The 15,811-nt window shown below is 62.3% G+C and carries 18 protein-coding genes; 10 read left to right on the top strand and 8 right to left on the bottom strand.

All coding sequences use genetic code 11. The features are described 5' to 3' along the window. Positions 1 to 2: 2 nt before the first annotated feature. On the bottom strand, positions 3 to 593 hold the full coding sequence (locus ACFFP0_RS00135; protein WP_377254260.1) for a GNAT family N-acetyltransferase: 591 nt from the start codon (positions 591 to 593) through the stop codon (positions 3 to 5). Then, on the bottom strand, positions 590 to 1,480 hold the full coding sequence (gene serB, locus ACFFP0_RS00140; protein ID WP_377254263.1) for a phosphoserine phosphatase SerB: 891 nt from the start codon (positions 1,478 to 1,480) through the stop codon (positions 590 to 592). Before serB ends, ACFFP0_RS00135 begins: the two co-directional genes overlap by 4 nt. On the opposite strand from serB, the gene miaA reads away from it, so the two are divergent. Then, on the top strand, positions 1,481 to 2,371 hold the full coding sequence (gene miaA / locus ACFFP0_RS00145; RefSeq protein ID WP_377254266.1) for a tRNA (adenosine(37)-N6)-dimethylallyltransferase MiaA: 891 nt from the start codon (positions 1,481 to 1,483) through the stop codon (positions 2,369 to 2,371). It abuts the gene before it with no gap. Here the strand turns inward: miaA and ACFFP0_RS00150 are convergent, their stop codons facing one another. Continuing rightward, positions 2,372 to 4,468 (bottom strand): ATP-binding protein, encoded by a 2,097-nt coding sequence (locus tag ACFFP0_RS00150; protein WP_377254269.1) that lies wholly within the window; start codon positions 4,466 to 4,468, stop codon positions 2,372 to 2,374. It abuts the gene before it with no gap. A 397-nt stretch (positions 4,469 to 4,865) separates the two neighbouring features. Here ACFFP0_RS00150 and ACFFP0_RS00155 point away from each other — a divergent pair, with 397 nt between their 5' ends. Genes ACFFP0_RS00155 through ACFFP0_RS00165 form a run of 3 tightly spaced genes read left to right on the top strand, consistent with a single transcriptional unit; the run spans position 4,866 to position 8,347 of the window. Next, complete coding sequence (locus tag ACFFP0_RS00155; protein ID WP_377254272.1) at positions 4,866 to 6,674, top strand: acetolactate synthase 3 large subunit; 1,809 nt, start codon at positions 4,866 to 4,868, stop codon at positions 6,672 to 6,674. Between the two features lie 47 nt (positions 6,675 to 6,721). Then, entirely contained in the window at positions 6,722 to 7,294 is a 573-nt protein-coding gene (ilvN, locus tag ACFFP0_RS00160) for an acetolactate synthase small subunit (RefSeq protein ID WP_377254275.1), read from the top strand. A 45-nt stretch (positions 7,295 to 7,339) separates the two neighbouring features. Next, positions 7,340 to 8,347, top strand: a complete 1,008-nt coding sequence (locus ACFFP0_RS00165) for a capsular polysaccharide export protein, LipB/KpsS family (RefSeq protein WP_377254278.1) — start codon at positions 7,340 to 7,342, stop codon at positions 8,345 to 8,347. Between the two features lie 14 nt (positions 8,348 to 8,361). On the opposite strand, the gene ACFFP0_RS00170 is transcribed toward ACFFP0_RS00165, so the two are convergent. Then, the gene (locus ACFFP0_RS00170) at positions 8,362 to 9,204 is read right to left on the bottom strand and encodes an aldo/keto reductase (RefSeq protein ID WP_377254281.1); all 843 of its coding nucleotides are present in this window, start codon (positions 9,202 to 9,204) and stop codon (positions 8,362 to 8,364) included. A gap of 172 nt (positions 9,205 to 9,376) precedes the next feature. Here ACFFP0_RS00170 and ACFFP0_RS00175 point away from each other — a divergent pair, with 172 nt between their 5' ends. Genes ACFFP0_RS00175 through ACFFP0_RS00190 form a run of 4 tightly spaced genes read left to right on the top strand, consistent with a single transcriptional unit; the run spans position 9,377 to position 11,617 of the window. Continuing rightward, positions 9,377 to 9,970, top strand: a complete 594-nt coding sequence (locus ACFFP0_RS00175) for a LysE family translocator (RefSeq protein WP_377254284.1) — start codon at positions 9,377 to 9,379, stop codon at positions 9,968 to 9,970. 12 nt (positions 9,971 to 9,982) lie between these two features. Continuing rightward, positions 9,983 to 10,603 carry a nitrile hydratase subunit alpha gene (gene nthA, locus ACFFP0_RS00180; RefSeq protein WP_377254287.1) on the top strand — a complete coding sequence of 207 codons (621 nt, stop codon included), beginning with the start codon at positions 9,983 to 9,985 and terminating at the stop codon, positions 10,601 to 10,603. After that, positions 10,600 to 11,259: a nitrile hydratase subunit beta gene (gene nthB, locus ACFFP0_RS00185; RefSeq protein WP_377254290.1), complete on the top strand. Its 660-nt coding sequence runs from the start codon at positions 10,600 to 10,602 to the stop codon at positions 11,257 to 11,259. The genes nthA and nthB overlap by 4 nt, the downstream gene beginning before the upstream one ends. After that, on the top strand, positions 11,228 to 11,617 hold the full coding sequence (locus ACFFP0_RS00190; protein WP_377254293.1) for a nitrile hydratase accessory protein: 390 nt from the start codon (positions 11,228 to 11,230) through the stop codon (positions 11,615 to 11,617). Before nthB ends, ACFFP0_RS00190 begins: the two co-directional genes overlap by 32 nt. 11 nt (positions 11,618 to 11,628) lie before the next feature. Here ACFFP0_RS00190 and ACFFP0_RS00195 read toward each other — a convergent pair whose 3' ends face one another. Genes ACFFP0_RS00195 through ACFFP0_RS00205 form a run of 3 tightly spaced genes read right to left on the bottom strand, consistent with a single transcriptional unit; the run spans position 11,629 to position 13,347 of the window. Beyond that, positions 11,629 to 12,414, bottom strand: a complete 786-nt coding sequence (locus tag ACFFP0_RS00195) for an anti-sigma factor family protein (RefSeq protein ID WP_377254296.1) — start codon at positions 12,412 to 12,414, stop codon at positions 11,629 to 11,631. Beyond that, positions 12,411 to 12,989 (bottom strand): RNA polymerase sigma factor, encoded by a 579-nt coding sequence (locus ACFFP0_RS00200; protein WP_377254299.1) that lies wholly within the window; start codon positions 12,987 to 12,989, stop codon positions 12,411 to 12,413. The genes ACFFP0_RS00195 and ACFFP0_RS00200 overlap by 4 nt, the downstream gene beginning before the upstream one ends. After that, a complete protein-coding gene (locus tag ACFFP0_RS00205) occupies positions 12,973 to 13,347 on the bottom strand; it encodes a COG4315 family predicted lipoprotein (RefSeq protein ID WP_377254302.1) in 375 nt (124 codons plus the stop codon). Before ACFFP0_RS00205 ends, ACFFP0_RS00200 begins: the two co-directional genes overlap by 17 nt. A gap of 150 nt (positions 13,348 to 13,497) precedes the next feature. Between ACFFP0_RS00205 and ACFFP0_RS00210 the strand changes: the two genes are divergently transcribed. Together ACFFP0_RS00210 and ACFFP0_RS00215 are read left to right on the top strand one after the other, a co-directional pair. Beyond that, the gene (locus tag ACFFP0_RS00210; RefSeq protein ID WP_377254560.1) at positions 13,498 to 13,857 is read left to right on the top strand and encodes an ArsR/SmtB family transcription factor; all 360 of its coding nucleotides are present in this window, start codon (positions 13,498 to 13,500) and stop codon (positions 13,855 to 13,857) included. Between the two features lie 93 nt (positions 13,858 to 13,950). After that, entirely contained in the window at positions 13,951 to 15,075 is a 1,125-nt protein-coding gene (locus ACFFP0_RS00215; protein WP_377254305.1) for an ATP-dependent DNA helicase, read from the top strand. Here ACFFP0_RS00215 and ACFFP0_RS00220 read toward each other — a convergent pair whose 3' ends face one another. Further along, the gene (locus ACFFP0_RS00220; RefSeq protein WP_377254308.1) at positions 15,076 to 15,762 is read right to left on the bottom strand and encodes a MerR family transcriptional regulator; all 687 of its coding nucleotides are present in this window, start codon (positions 15,760 to 15,762) and stop codon (positions 15,076 to 15,078) included. Positions 15,763 to 15,811: the final 49 nt, after the last annotated feature.

Consider the following 15,811-nt stretch of genomic DNA (forward strand, 5'->3'; position numbering starts at 1 on the left):
CGTCAGGCCCAGCCGGCGCCGCGCCTCTGCTGCATCCATTCGTCCAGTGTTACGGCATAGACGACGTGGGGTTTCAGATGCGGATGCGTGTCGGGCACGCGCGGATGATCGAAATCGCGGCTTGCGACACGGTGCAGGCCGATCCGCCTCATGACTGCGGTCGAGCGGTGGTTGTCGGCGACGGCAAACGACACGACGGCGTCGAGGTGTTTCTTGTCGAAGGCGAAATGGAGAAGGGCGCGGGCCGCCTCGGTGACATAGCCGTTGCCCCAGAAGCGGGTTGCGAGCCGCCAGCCGATTTCCACGGTCTCCACGGGGAATACCGCCGGCATGTTGGCGAGCGACAGGCCGCAGAAACCCATCGGCTCCCCGGTTTCCCTGAGTTCCAGGGCGTAGAAGCCCAGTCCCGTCTCCGTAATCGTATCGTTGAGCCTGAGCAGAACGGCATCAGCCTCGTCATGGGTCCGCCGGACGGGGAAGAATTCCATCACCTTCGGATCGGCATTGATCTCGCGAAAAAGGTCGCGGTCGCGGTCGAGCCAGCTGCGAAGCCGCAGGCGTTCCGTATCGAGGATGACCTTTGCTTCTTTCACGGGATCACGAAGTCCGTTCTGCGATAGCCCTGGATATAGAGAAGGGAGGTCAGATCGCCATGGTCCACACGCATCTTCGCCTGGGCGGCCACCGTCGGCTTGGCGTGAAGTGCGACGCCCGAACCGGCAATGCCGAGCATGCCGAGATCATTGGCGCCGTCGCCGACGGCGATCGCATCTTCGGGGGAGATGCCGAGTTTTTCCGTGATGGCCAGAAGCGCATCGACCTTGGCCTGCTTGCCGAGGATGGGCTCGGCCACTTCGCCGGTCAGGATGCCATCCTTCTCGATCAGGATATTCGCCTGGTTCTCGTCGAAGCCGAGCGTTCCGGCGATGCGGCTGGTGAAGACGGTGAAGCCTCCCGACACCAGCGCCGTATAGAAGCCCCTGGCTTTCATCGTCGAAATCAGTTGCGGACCGCCGGAGGTGAGCGTGATGCGTCTGGCGATCACGTCGTCGACGACGGTGACCGGCAGGCCCTTCAGCAATGCCACGCGCTCCCGAAGGGCGGGCTCGAAGGCGATCTCACCGTTCATGGCGCGGGCGGTGATCGTCGCGACCTTGTCCTTCAGGCCGACGACATCGGCCAGCTCGTCGATGCATTCCTGGCCGATCATGGTGGAATCCATGTCGGCGATCAGGAATTTCTTCCGCCGCGTCCCGGCGTCCTGGATGACGATATCGACCGGCATGCCCGTGGCGACGGCCCGAAGACCGGCTTCGGCAGCCTGGGCGTCGGCATCGTCGCGGAGCGCGATATCGCAGGCAATGCCGTCTGCCAGCCAGTAGAGGCCAAACGCTTTCACGGCTTCGGCTGCTTGCTCTCCGAGCTTCGGCGTGAGAACGGGATTTGACGGATGGGCAATGAGCGTGGCAACGAGAGCCATATGACCGACCTTGTGCATGACTTGGATGCGATCCTGATAACCGGGCCGACGGCGAGCGGCAAGTCGGCACTTGCGCTGCGCCTTGCGCGGGAGAACGATGGCGTCGTCATCAATGCGGACAGCATGCAGGTTTACGACACGCTGCGGGTGCTGACCGCCCGGCCTTCCGAAGAGGAGATGGAGGGCATTTCGCATCTTCTCTACGGACATGTGCCGGCGACACGCGCCTATTCGACCGGCGAGTGGCTGCGCGACGTGACCGCACTGCTGCCGAGACTGAAGGCCGAACGCCGTCTGCCGGTCTTCGTCGGAGGCACCGGGCTCTATTTCAAGGCGCTGACCGGCGGCCTTTCCGATATGCCGGAAATTGCCCAGGATATCCGCTGCCGTGTCCGTCTGCGGTTGAAGGAAGAGGGGCCGGAAGCCCTGCATGCCGAACTTTCGCGACGCGATGCGAGGGTGGCCGGCAGCCTCGAGCCGAAGGATGGCCAGCGGATCGTTCGGGCGCTGGAAGTGCTGGAAGAAACGGGCCGTTCCATCTCCGAATTCCAGGGCAGGCAAGGGCAGGTGGTGATCGACGCGGCGCGTGCGAAAAAACTCGTCGTCTTGCCTGACCGAAAAGTTCTCCACGAAAGGATCGACCGGCGTTTCGAAAAGATGCTCCAAGGCGGAGCGGTGGACGAGGTGAAAGCGCTTCTTGCGCTCCATCCGGCCGCCGACCTGCCGGTCATGAAGGCGATCGGCGTGCGCGAGATCGCCGAGATGCTCGAGGGCCGGATGCGCCGCGAAGACGTGATCGAGCGCGGTTCGGCATTGACGCGGCAATATGCCAAACGCCAGATGACCTGGTTCCGCAACCAGATGGACGCAAGCTGGGAGCGGGTCGGCTGATCAATCCTTGTCGTAAAGGCTGCTGAGCGGTTTCTTGAGCAGGCTTTCCCTGAGGGACCCTTCGCGCCTCAGCAGCGGATTGGGACGCGGTGCGCCGTCTGACGGCCCGCGCTGGAAGACCGACTGCTGGGGTTCTGCGGGGCGCTCTCGGTGCAGGTCGGCAAACCGGTCCGGGCGCGCTGTTGCCGGCGGCTCCGGCGTCGCCGGGCGCGGCAGCATATCGGGGCTATAGGGGGCCGGTCGCGGATTTTCCGCCGGTGGCGTTCGGTTGATCACCACATGGCCGTTTGAGCGGAGCTCCTGGCTCCAGCGTTCGAGTTCGGCATTGCCGGCGGGCAGAAGATCGCCGTCCATGCTTTCGCCTTGAACGGCGGTGTCATCGGCGAAGCCAGGATTGGCGGCGGTATAACTCTGCTGGAAGGCGGAAATGTCCGGGCCGCTGACGGCGCGCATGCGGGCGACGATGGTCCGCAGGTCGACCGTATCCGGCGTGTCTTCGGTGCCTTTGTCGACAGCGCCGTTTGCCTTCGGCAGGTATCGTTGTTCGACGCGGGAGAATTTCATGCGCATCGGCACGGTGATCGCTTCGCCAAAGGCGATTGCCTCGCCGTTGCCGATCGAAGACAGGAAGCTGGTGGTGGAGATCGACGAATTCGGGATGGCCGACTTGATGATCTCCTGGTCGCGATCGTTGGAAAGCCGCATCGCGAAGAGCGTCGAGCACTGCGAGAGGATCGTCTGGTCGAGCTCGCCGGGACGTTGGGTGATCACGCCGAGCGATACGCCGTATTTCCTACCTTCCTTGGCGATGCGCGAGATTGCCTGACGGGTGGGGAAAAAGCCGAGGTCCCGGTCGGCGGGCACGTAACGGTGCGCCTCCTCGCAGACGACCAGCATATGGATCGCGCCATTGCTCCAGAGCGCCAGTTCGAAGGCCATCCGGCACAGGATGGATGCGACGGAGTTCACGACTTCCGAGGGAATGCCCGAAAGCTGGAAGGTCGAGATCGGCCTGTCTCCGCCGGGGATGCGGAAAATATGCGCGATCGTCTCCATGATCGTGTCGTTGATCGTGTTGTTGGAGAACATGAAATGATAGCGCGGATCGTTGATCGCCGACATGATGCGCATCTTCAGCGATCGCAGGAACGGTTTTTCTCCGCGGCCTTCCAGGCGGCCGATCCGTTCGTCGATCAGCGCGAGCAGGTCCGCCATGCGATAGGGTACGGGCGTATCGGCCGTCACCGAGCTCTTTTCGGTGGTGCGGCGCATGAGGGACGCATCGCTGCCGCGAAAGGCGCGTTTGGCCTCGGGGATTACGTCGCGCAGGATATCGAGTTCCTCAGGCACGGCGGGCCGGCCGCGAAAGACGACTTCCGCGAACTCTTCGAGCCGCATCAGCCAGAAGGGCAGGTCGAGCGTATCGGTATCGATGACGACGGCATGTTCCGGGAATGCCGCGGCGAACTCGTTGTGCGGATCGAGAATCAGCACGCGCAGCTTCGGATCGGCTTCGACGGCCTTATGGAGAAGCAGGGACACGGCGGTCGACTTTCCGACGCCCGTCGAACCGACGATGGCGAAATGTTTCGACAGCATCGAGGGGACGTTGATGGTCGCGTCGATGCTTTCGTCCTGGGTCAGCTTGCCGATGACGCAGGTGTCGTTCCTGCCGGTGTCATAGATGCGCAGGAGATCGGATGCGCGGATGCGATGCGCCACGGCGCCGAGATAGGGATAACGCGAAATGCCGCGTGAAAACTCCTCACGGCCGTCATCTCCCCTGCGGACCTCGCCGAGGAGTTCGACATCGATATGGAAAGGCGTGTTCTCGCCATCCCCCCAGCTCCGGTCGCCGGATTCCATGGCGTAGGCAAGCGCCACGACGCGGTTTTCGCCGACATTGATCGAAATCAGGCGGCCAACCGACCAGAGTTCGGTGAGATCGGTTTCACCCTTCTCCGCGACAGCGGAAATGGTGGCGTGCGATCCATTGCACGCAACGACGCGGCCCAGCATGCGGTTGCCCCGCTTTTGCAGGTCGCGACGATCCTGCTCCCCCGCGGAGGCGGAGCGGTGAAGATCATTGTTCAGCAAATCGGCCCCCTGTCATCGGGGTGGCGGATCGGGTCATTGGCTCATCCGTCGGGTCTCTGCCCTCCAAACGACGCGACTATATTCCCGGAGGTTTAACAACTCGTATAAGGAAACCTTCCTCGCCGCATGGAAAACGGCGCAGCAAAATCAAGCGCATGGCATTTTTTGGGGCAAGGTGGCGTTGACGAATGACATTTATCTGGCTAACACTTCGCGCCATGAAAATCTCGATCGCTCTTATTGTGGTGGGAACGCGCATGGGCAGGATGGTGTAACCATCCGGCGACAGCCACCCATGCGCGGAAAGACAGGCTCCTCGAAGGGGCCTTTTTTTATGCCTTCAATCCGGCTCGGAGGAGCCGCCGGTAAAAATCCAGCAGCGAATGGAAGAAACACAATGACGGATACCAGCAATCAGGCGCCAGACAACCAGATGCCGGATAATCAGATAACCGGCGCGGAGATCGTGCTGAGGGCGCTGAAGGACAATGGCGTGGAGCATATCTTCGGATATCCTGGCGGCGCGGTCCTGCCGATCTACGACGAGATTTTCCAGCAGGACGAGATTCAGCATATTCTCGTGCGCCATGAGCAGGGAGCCGGTCATGCGGCCGAAGGTTACGCCCGCTCCACCGGCAAGGTCGGCGTCATGCTGGTGACGTCCGGTCCGGGTGCGACGAATGCGGTGACCCCGCTGCAGGATGCGCTGATGGATTCCATTCCGCTTGTCTGCCTGTCCGGACAGGTTCCGACGACGCTGATCGGTTCCGATGCCTTCCAGGAATGCGATACCGTCGGCATTACGCGCCCCTGCACCAAGCACAACTGGCTGGTCAAGGATGTCAACGAGCTGGCCGGCGTCATCCATGAGGCTTTCCGGATCGCCCAGACCGGCCGTCCTGGCCCGGTCGTCGTCGATATCCCGAAGGATATCCAGTTTGCGACCGGCACCTACACGCCGAAGCCGGAAACCGCCGTCAACATCAGCTACCAGCCGAGGAAGGAGGGCGACCTCGGCGCCATCCAGGCCGCCGTCGAGCTGATGGCGTCCGCCCGCAGGCCGATCCTCTATACCGGCGGCGGTGTCGTCAATTCCGGTCCGGACGCTGCGCGGCTGCTGCGCGAACTGGTCCAGCTGACCGATTTTCCGATCACGTCCACGCTGATGGGATTGGGCGCCTATCCGGCCTCCGGCAAGAACTGGCTCGGCATGCTCGGCATGCACGGTTCCTACGAATCCAACATGGCGATGCATGACTGCGACGTGATGGTCTGCGTCGGCGCGCGTTTCGACGACCGCATCACCGGCCGCGTCAACGCGTTCTCGCCGAACTCGCGGAAGATCCATATCGATATCGACCCCTCATCGATCAACAAGAACGTCCACGTCGACATTCCGATCCTCGGCGACGTGGCGAGCGTCCTGGAGGACATGCTCCGCCTGTGGCGGGCGCTGCCCCACAAGCCGGCCAAGGCGCAGACCGAGGACTGGTGGCAGAGCATTGCGCGCTGGCGCGCGCGCAAATCCTTCTCCTACAAGAATTCCAGCGACGTCATCATGCCGCAATATGCGCTGCAGCGTCTCTACGAGCTGACGAAGGACCGCGATACCTACATCACGACGGAGGTGGGCCAGCACCAGATGTGGGCTGCGCAGTTCATCGAATTCGAAGAGCCCAACCGCTGGATGACGTCCGGCGGTCTCGGGACGATGGGGTACGGCTTCCCGGCGGCGATCGGCGTGCAGGTGGCGCATCCCGATTCGCTCGTCATCGACGTCGCCGGCGACGCCTCGATCCAGATGTGCATCCAGGAAATGTCGACGGCGATCCAATATAATCTGCCGGTCAAGATCTTCATCCTGAACAACCAGTACATGGGCATGGTGCGCCAGTGGCAGCAGCTCCTGCACGGCAACCGGCTGTCGAATTCCTACACGGAAGCGATGCCCGATTTCGTGAAGCTCGCTGAAGCGTATGGCGCGGTCGGCATGTATTGTGACGACCCCAGGGAACTCGACCAGAAGATCGAGGAGATGATCGCGGTCAAGAAGCCGGTGATCTTCGATTGCCGCGTCGCCAACCTCGCCAACTGCTTCCCGATGATCCCCTCGGGCAAGGCGCATAACGAGATGCTGCTGCCGGACGAGGCGACCGACGAAGCGGTCGCCAATGCGATCGACGCCAAGGGCCGGCAGCTCGTCTGAACGGCTGCGGTGCTTTAACAGGATTCTGAGGAAACGGATCTAAGATCATGAATGCACACCAACAGCCGACCGGCTCCGCCTATTTCATCGCGCCGGAAACGGCGAAGGCCGAGAGCCACACCCTATCGATTCTCGTTAACAACGAACCGGGTGTCCTGGCCCGGGTCATCGGCCTCTTTTCCGGCCGGGGCTACAATATCGAGAGCCTGACCGTTTCCGAGACGGAACATGAAGCGCACCTATCCCGCATCACCATCGTGACACGGGGCACGCCGACCGTGCTCGAGCAGATCAAGGCGCAACTCGAGCGCATCGTGCCTGTGCACCGGGTTGTCGACCTGACGGTGCGTGCCCGAGATCTCGGCCAGGAGCGGCCGATCGAGCGCGAGGTGGCCCTGGTGAAAGTCGTCGGCCAGGGTGAGCGCCGCGCCGAGACGCTTCGGCTCGCCGATGCGTTCCATGCTAAGGTCGTCGATGCGACGGTCGAACATTTCATTTTCGAAATCACCGGAAAATCCTCCAAGATCGACCAGTTCGTGGCGATCATGAAGCCGCTCGGCTTGATCGAGGTCTGCCGTACCGGTATTGCCGCCATGAACCGCGGCCCTCAGGGCATGTAAGCCGTCGGTCGGTGCGGACGTGAGCAGCAGGGGGCTCGGAGAGGTTTGGCAAAGGATTGGTATCCGTCCCCCGGCATGCGGCTCGGCGCAACGATCTATGTGACCCGTTCGGCGCCCTGGCTGAAACACTATTTCGGCATCGGAGAGCTGGAATCGGCTTTCGCCCCGGGCATCAGGGGGGTCGTTTTCTGGGGCGGACGCTCCACCGCCAGGCTTGCCCGGCGCATCGCCTGGTTCCGCAGGCTGCCTTACTGGTATCTCGAAGACGGTTATCTGCGATCCGTAGGCCTGGGCAAGGAAAAGACCTTGCCCATTTCCATTATCGTCGATGATCTCGGCATGCCGGTCGATGTCTCTCGGGCTTCCAGGCTGGAGCGGTTGATTGCCGCTTCCGTGGATATGGATGTGGCGGGGCTCGGGGCAGGCATCCGAGAGGCGCTGATCGCCAGCGGGCTTTCCAAATACAACAATCTTCCACACCGGGAACCCAGGCTCGATCGTACGACGCGAAGGCGGGTTCTCCTCGTTGACCAGGTTTTCGGAGACGTTTCCGTGCCGATGTCGGGCGGCTCTCCCGAAAGTTTTGCGCGGATGCTCGAGGATGCCGTGGCAAGCGGCGTGCAATGCGTGGTGCGGACCCATCCGGACGTGATGGCTGGTTTCCGCAAGGGCTACCTCACCGAGAAGGCGGCGCAGACGCCTGGGGTGGTCCTGTTGGCGGATGCCGTCTCGGTCGCATCGGTTCTCGACGTGGTGGACGAGGTCTGGACCGTGTCCAGCCAGTTCGGCCTCGATGCCCTGCTGCGCGGTATTCCCGTCCGCTGTTACGGCGCGCCTTTCTATTCGGGCTGGGGGCTGACCGACGATCGGCTGGGCGATGCGTCGCGAGAAGCCCTGCCCAGGAGGCTGGCGCGGCCGAGCGTCGATCAACTGACGGCGGCGACGTTCAGCCTCTATCCTTCCTACCGCAACACGGAAAGCTGGGAAGAAATCGACGTCTTCGAGGCGATCGACATGCTTGTCATGGAGCGCAGAGCGCTCGATCTGGATTAGGTCGCGACAGAGACCTAGAGCATCTCCAGAGGGCGTTTCCGGTCCGGTGGCGGGAAGGCGGCGTCCAGCGCCTGCCAATCCGCCTCGCTCAGTTCCAGTTCGGCAGCTCCGGCATTTTCCGCGACACGGTCCGGATTGGCGGATTTGGGAATGGCGATGACGCCGTCACGTTCCAGCAGGAAGGTAAGCGCCACCTGTGCTGGGGTCGCCTGATAGGCCTTGGCGATGCGGATGAGTTCGCCATTGCGCAGCAGCCGGCCCTGTTCGATCGGCGAATAGGCCATGATGACGATGCCGCGCTCCTGGCACCAGGGCAGAAGGTCGTATTCGGCACCGCGGCGGGAGAGATTATAGAGCACCTGGTTGGCGGCGCAGTTCCTGCCATCCGCAACGTTCATCAGTTCTTCCATGTCGTCGGTATCGAAGTTCGAGACGCCCCAGGCGCGGATTTTTCCCGCGCGGCGCAACTCTTCGAAACCGGCGACGGTTTCGGCGAGCGGATGTTCGCCGCGCCAGTGGAGAAGGTAGAGGTCGAGACGGTCGGTGCCGAGGCGGCTGAGGCTGCGTTCGCAGGCCTCGATCACGCCCTTGTGGCCGGCATTCCACGGATAGACCTTGCTGACCAGAAACACCTGGTCGCGGCGGCCAGAAATCGCTTCGCCCGTGATCCTTTCCGCGCCGCCCTCGGCGTACATTTCCGCCGTGTCGACGAGCGTCATGCCGAGATCGAGGCCGCGCTTCAGGCTGTCGACCTCGATCCTTGCCTTGCGGCTGTCCTCGCCCATGTTCCAGGTGCCGAGGCCGAGAGCCGGAACAGTGATGCCGGAGGGCAGGGTGACGGTTGGGATATCGAACATGGAATATCTCGATCTATGGCAGGGAGGTTCATCTTACTCAGATATGGCTTTCGTTGAAGGTTCCAAGTTCCGCTTGAAGATCGTCGGCAACACTCCTATCACCATCAGTCAAAGCCGCCCGCCAAACGAGGCTGCATCAAGATATGGGTCGGATTGGCTCTAGGGAGTTGTCATGCCGCTGGAAACCTTTCTGGCTCTCGTCCTGTTTGCCTTCACCACGTCCATCACCCCGGGTCCGAACAATATGATGCTCTTCGCCTCCGGCGTGAATTTCGGATTCGCGCGGACGATTCCGCATATGCTCGGTATCGGGGTCGGTTTCCTGTCCCTGCTGATCGGCGTCGGCCTGGGACTCGGCGCATTGCTGCAGACCCTGCCGGTCGTCTACATGGCGCTGAAGTTCGCCGGCGGCGCCTACCTCCTGTGGATTGCCTGGAAGATCGGTTCATCGCGCAGTCTCTCCGATGGCAAGGCCGGCACGCAGCCGATGACGTTTCTCGGCGCCGCGGCTTTCCAGTGGGTGAACCCGAAGGCCTGGGTGATGGCGGTCACCGCCATGGCGACCTACACCAATCCCGACTACTATCTCCCAACCGTTCTGCTGGTCGGATTTGCCTTTGCCGCGGTCAACCTGCCGAGCGTTTCCACCTGGGCCGGGTTCGGCTCGGCGCTGCGGGAATGGCTGTCAGTACCGGTGCGGCTCAAGTGGTTCAACATCACCATGGCGGTCTTGCTTGTCGCGAGCCTCTGGCCGATGTTGCGGTGAAGAGGAGATCGCATGTCCGAAGATCATCACGACCACGATCATCATCACGACAACCGCTACAGCGCTATGCAGGCGCGGGTGAAGGCCCTGGAGACCGTTCTGACGGAAAAGGGACTGATCGATCCGGCGGCGATCGATGCCATCGTCGAAACCTATGAGACGAAGATCGGTCCGCGCAATGGCGCGCATGTGGTGGCCAGGGCCTGGAGCGATCCGGATTTCGCCGAATGGCTGGATCGGGACGCGACGGCGGCGATCGCAAGTCTCGGCTATACCGGCAGGCAAGGGGAGCATATGCGCGCCGTCTTCAATACGCCGGACACCCATAACCTCGTCGTCTGCACGCTCTGCTCCTGTTATCCGTGGTCGGTGCTCGGCCTGCCGCCGATCTGGTACAAGGCGCCGGCCTATCGTTCCCGCGCCGTCATCGATCCGCGCGGGGTGCTTGCCGAATTCGGCCTGACCCTGCCGGAGAACAAGAAGATCCGTGTGTGGGATTCGACGGCGGAACTTCGCTATCTCGTCATACCCGAGCGGCCGGACGGCACGGAGGGACTGGGCGAAGAGGAGCTTGCCGGGCTCGTCAGTCGCGATGCGATGATCGGCACGGCCGTTGCGGGAGTTCCCGCATGAACGGACCTCACGATCTCGGCGGGCAGATGGGTTTCGGGCCGGTGGCGCCCGAGAAGGATGAGCCCTGGTTCCATACGGACTGGGAAAGGCGAGCGCTTGGCATCACGTTGTCCTGCGGCGCTTTCGGAGCCTGGTCGATCGACGAGAGCCGGCATGCGCGCGAAAACATTCCGCCGGCGGAGTATCTCGCAGCCAGCTATTACGAGATCTGGACGCGGGCGCTGGAAATGCTGCTCGAACGTCACGGTTTCGCGACCCGGTCGGAAATCGATGCCGGCCACAAGCAGCTCGCTCCGTCCACTCCGAAGCGCATCCTGACGGCGGATATGGTTACGGGCGTGCTCGCCCGCGGCGGTCCCTGCGACCGGCCGGTGGAGACGCAGCCGCTTTTCCAGCCGGGCGACAGGGTGCGGACGAAGAACGTCAATCCCGTGACCCATACGCGGTTGCCGCGCTATGCCCGCGCCAAGTCCGGCACGGTGGAAGCCGTGCAAGGCTCCTACGTCTTTCCGGACGACAATGCCCATGGCAGGGGCGAGAACCCGCAATGGGTCTATACGGTCGTGTTCGACGGCCACGAGATCTGGGGCGAGGGCAGCGATCCGACGCTCACCGTCTCCATCGATGCCTGGGAGAGCTATCTTGAGCGCGTGTAGGATCTCATCGGCGCTTGCGCAATCGCCGGGCCTTCCGGTGTCGCCCGAAGGCGATCCGGTCTTCCCCGAACCCTGGGCGGCGGAAGCCTTTGCGATGACCGTGCATCTGCACGAGAAAGGCCTGTTCACCTGGAGCGAATGGGCGGAGGCATTGTCCGCCGAGGTCCACAAGCCCGGCCGTGCCGAAGACGGCAGCGACTACTTCGATTGCTGGGTCGAGGCCCTGTCCGGTTTGCTGGTTCGCAAGGGTATCGCGGAGGAGGATGCGATCTTCGCCCTGCAACGGAGCTGGCAGCGGGCGGCGGAGGCTACGCCGCATGGCAGGCCCATCGCGCTTGCCAACGACCCGCTGCGGTAAGGCCCCGACTTTCACGACGGAAACTGGCGATAACACTCCTCGGCGATCTTCTGGAGCATGTCGCGGGAGATTTCGCCGGTGACCGCGTAGCCCAGTTCGCCGTCGATCCAGTAGAATGTCTCGACCTTGCTTGCGGAGGCGAAGCGGAAACCCGTCGTCCGGTTATCCCTGTTGCGGCCGACGAGCACCGTCACTCGCTGGCCGGTCTGGTCCTCATACATGAACATGGCGCCCGGCTTGCCGCCGACCGGCAGAAGCCGGCCGCCGATCAGTTTGAAGCCCAGCATCTGTAGGTTGGGCACCTTCAGATCGGCGATGGAGAGCCGTTTGCCGAGCCAGGTGGCGAGATGCGCCTCCTCGTTGGCGAAAACCTCGACCGGGTGGCGGACCTCGCCGGCATAGACGAGGAATGCGTTGCGGGCCTCGCGCGGCAGTATCTCCGTATAGGCGAGCCGGATTTCGGGCGTTTCGAACATCTTGGGACCATAGTGGCCACCGATGGCGCCGAGCGCGAAAACCATCACGGTCGCGGCTGCAAGAGCGAGGTGGCGCCGGGGCCGGGGCGTATCGCGCACGAGGCCGCCGGCCAGGAGCTTCATGTCGGAGGGCCGGGACATTTCATAGCCCGCAAAGGCCAGGCGAAACTCCTCGTTTTGCTCCTGCCAGTCGGCGACGGTCTGTGCCGCATCCGGATTGTCGGCCAGAAAGCGCTCAACACGCGCCCGGTCGGCCTCGTGGAGAAAGCCGTCGACATAGGCGTGCAGGTCCGCCTCGGATACGGATCGGGCCTCGGTCATTTCGGTCTCCGCAATGGAATGACGTTTTCCTCCCGCATTTTCTCGCGCAGGGTCTGACGGGCTCGCGACAGACGCGACATGACGGTGCCGACCGGTATTTCCAGCATGTCGGCGACTTCCCGATAGGCGTAGCCTTCGACGACGACCAGCATCAGGACGGCGCGCGCTTCCTTCGGCAGCGTTTCGAGCGCCTTCACGAGGTGGTTCTTTTCCAGGGGATCGCCGGGACCCGCGCCTGCCGTCAGGACTTCTGCCTCTTCTATGCCCACGGACGGCCGCCGCGCTTTCGAGCGCAGCGCATTCAAGTGGAGATTGGTCATGATCCTGTAGGCCCAGGATTTGAAATTCGAACCGCGCCATTGCGCGCGATGCGCCAGCGCTTTCTCGACACAGTCCTGAAGCAGATCCTCGCTCTCCATGTCCGACCGCGTCAGGCTGCGTGAATAGCGCCTGAGCTGGGGCAGGAGAGCGAGGATCTGTGCCTCGAAGGAGATCGGCGCGGGAGCCTGTGCCTCGCGCGTCTTTATCTCCCCCTGGCCTGAAGCCGATCCGGATTGATCAGGGCTTTGCGACATCCCAAACGCCGTTCACGCCATCGCCGGTCACATCGCCTTCCTTGGTGTCCTTGACCCAGTAGTAGAGCGGCATGCCGTACTTGGCCCATTGCCTGGACCCGTCCTTGCGGGTGACGATCGAGTATGCACCATCGGCCTTGGCATCGGAAGCGGCCATGACGGGCGGCCAGTTCTGTGCGCATTTGTCATAGCAGTTGGAGGTGCCGGGCTTGTCGTTCCTGAAGGTGTAAAGCGTCATGCCCTTTTCACCGGCAAGGACGTCGCCTTTGGCGGACTTGACGGTCTTGAACGGGCTGGCGGCAAACGCGGCCGTCGTGAGGGCGGCCAGCGCGAAAGGCACGAGGATGAGAGGTTTCATGAGGCGTCTCCCTTGTTGGACGGCAGCTATCGTGAACTGCCGATATCCAAGACACCGGACGTGGCGGGTTTATTCCCGGCGGGGCGCGGATTTTTCAGAAAACACGGAATTATCCATTGGGCTAAGTTTTTCCCTGTGATATTTAGCTTTATGGGAAACCATTCAAATGCCTTCGATGACGTCTTCCGGGCGCTCGCCGATCCGACGCGGCGGGCGGTCTTGGAACGATTGGCAAAAGGGCCGGCGACGATCAGCGATCTGGCCGCTCCTTTCGACATGGCGCTTCCCTCGTTCATGAAGCACATACGACTGCTGGAGGAGAGTGGTTTCATCCACAGCCGCAAGGAAGGACGGGTGCGTACCTGCACTCTGGAAAGGGCACGGTTCGGAACGATCGAATGCTGGCTTGCCGAACAGCAGGCCATTTGGGAGGCGCATGCCGACCGTCTGGAACAACTCGTCCTGGCGAAGGAGGAATTCCTTCGGGCGAAAATGGAGAAAAGCAAGTGATGCGGGCTTATCCTGGCCCGCCTGCCTGACTTCGATTCCTCTTTCGTTCTTTTTCTGTTGCGATTTTCCCCCGAATCCTGCCAAGTCCAAGCCATGCAATTTGCACCGCAACAGGATGAGGCCCTCAAGGCCGTTTCGAGCTGGCTGAAGGAAGGAAACAGCCAGATTTTCCGGCTGTTCGGTTATGCGGGCACGGGCAAGACCACGCTCGCCAAGTATTTTGCCGAACATGTGGATGGCGACGTGCTGTTTGCCGCCTTCACCGGCAAGGCGGCGCAGGTGCTGAGATCGCGTGGCGCCCGCAACGCGAAAACCATTCATTCGCTGATCTACCGGCCGCGCGGCGAGGAGGCCGTGGAGGACGAGGAGACCGGCAAGACATCGATCTCGCCGATGTTTTCCATCAACCGCCAGAGCCCGGTCGCCAAGGCGGCGCTGATCATCATCGATGAATGCTCCATGGTGGACGAGGCGCTCGGCAAGGACCTGATGAGCTTCGGCACGCCGATCCTGGTGCTCGGCGATCCCGGACAGTTGCCGCCGGTTTCAGGGGGCGGTTTCTTCACGGAGCAGGAGCCGGACTACCTTCTCACCGAAATCCACCGGCAGGCCCGCGACAACCCGATCATCCAGCTCGCCATGAACGTGCGCGAAGGCAAGGAGATCATGTATGGCGACTACGGCATGGCGAAGGTGATCTCGCGCAACGAGGTCACCCAGCCGCTGGTGCTGGAGGCCGACCAGGTGCTCGTCGGCACGAACAGGACCCGCAAGCGCTACAATCAGCGGCTTCGGGAGCTGAAGGGATTTACGGTCGACTATCCGCAATCCGGCGACAAGCTTGTGTGCTTGAGGAACGATCCCGCCAAGGGGCTGCTCAACGGCTCGCTCTGGCAGGTGATGAGTTCGTCGCGGGAAACGGTGAAGCCGGGTATCAATCTGATGATCCGGCCCGAAGACGACGACATGGATCGCGGCGCCGCCAAGATCAAGCTGCTCAAGCAAGCTTTTGAGAGCGACGAGGAAGTGCCCTGGTCGACACGGAAGCGTTACGACGAATTCGACTTCGGCTATGCGCTCACCGTGCACAAGGCGCAGGGTTCGCAGTGGAACAATGTCGTGCTTTTCGACGAGAGCTTCGCCTTTCGCGACAGCCGCGAGCGCTGGCTTTATACGGCGATCACGCGTGCGGCCGAAACGCTGACCATCGTGCGCTGATCAGTTCGGCACGATGCCGAGCAACATCGCCTTGGCGACCGCCTGAAAGCGGTTCGTCGCCTGGAGCTTGCCGATGATGCCGTTTTCGGTCCGCAGCAATTCATCGAATTCGAGGTTCAGCGCCCGGGCGATGCGGGGCGCGGAATAACCTTCGGTCATCAGCGCCAGACACTGTCTCTCCCTGTCGGTAAGGGACAGCGAAACCGAAATCGAGGTGACGGGGGTTTCGCTCTCTTCCTCGCCGTTGAGCAGGTTCTCTATCTGCTGCATCTGGCGGCGGATGTTGGAGATATCCGCGGTGAGTTCGCGCTTGCGCCGTGCCAGCATGGCGTGGAACATCTCGTCCGCTTCATCCTGCGAGGTCGCGGCGGTCAGTTCCTCCATCAATTCCCGGATCACCGCTACCGACATGCCGATTTCCCGGCAGGCGTTGATGACCGCCATGCACTGGATGTGCTCGCCGTCATAGACGCGCATCGCGCCTGAGCGTCTGGCCGTGATCAGGCCCTTTTCCTCATAGAAGTGCAGGGTGCGGTGCGTGACGCCGAAGAGATCCGCCATTTCGGCGATCGCCACCGGTTCGCAGGGCAGCTCGAAGGGAAGGGAGACTTGCGGAAGGAAACAGCATCGGCCGGAGACCGCGGCCACAGGGGAGGAGGCGATATCGCCTCCGGATATCGTGTTCATGGCGTCGCTTCGCATCGGACCTCCCTGCGAAATGGCGTCTCACCCGTAT

The sequence above is a fragment of the Neorhizobium puerariae genome (assembly GCF_042429745.1).
In the GTDB taxonomy this organism is placed as follows: Bacteria; Pseudomonadota; Alphaproteobacteria; order Rhizobiales; family Rhizobiaceae; genus Neorhizobium; species Neorhizobium puerariae.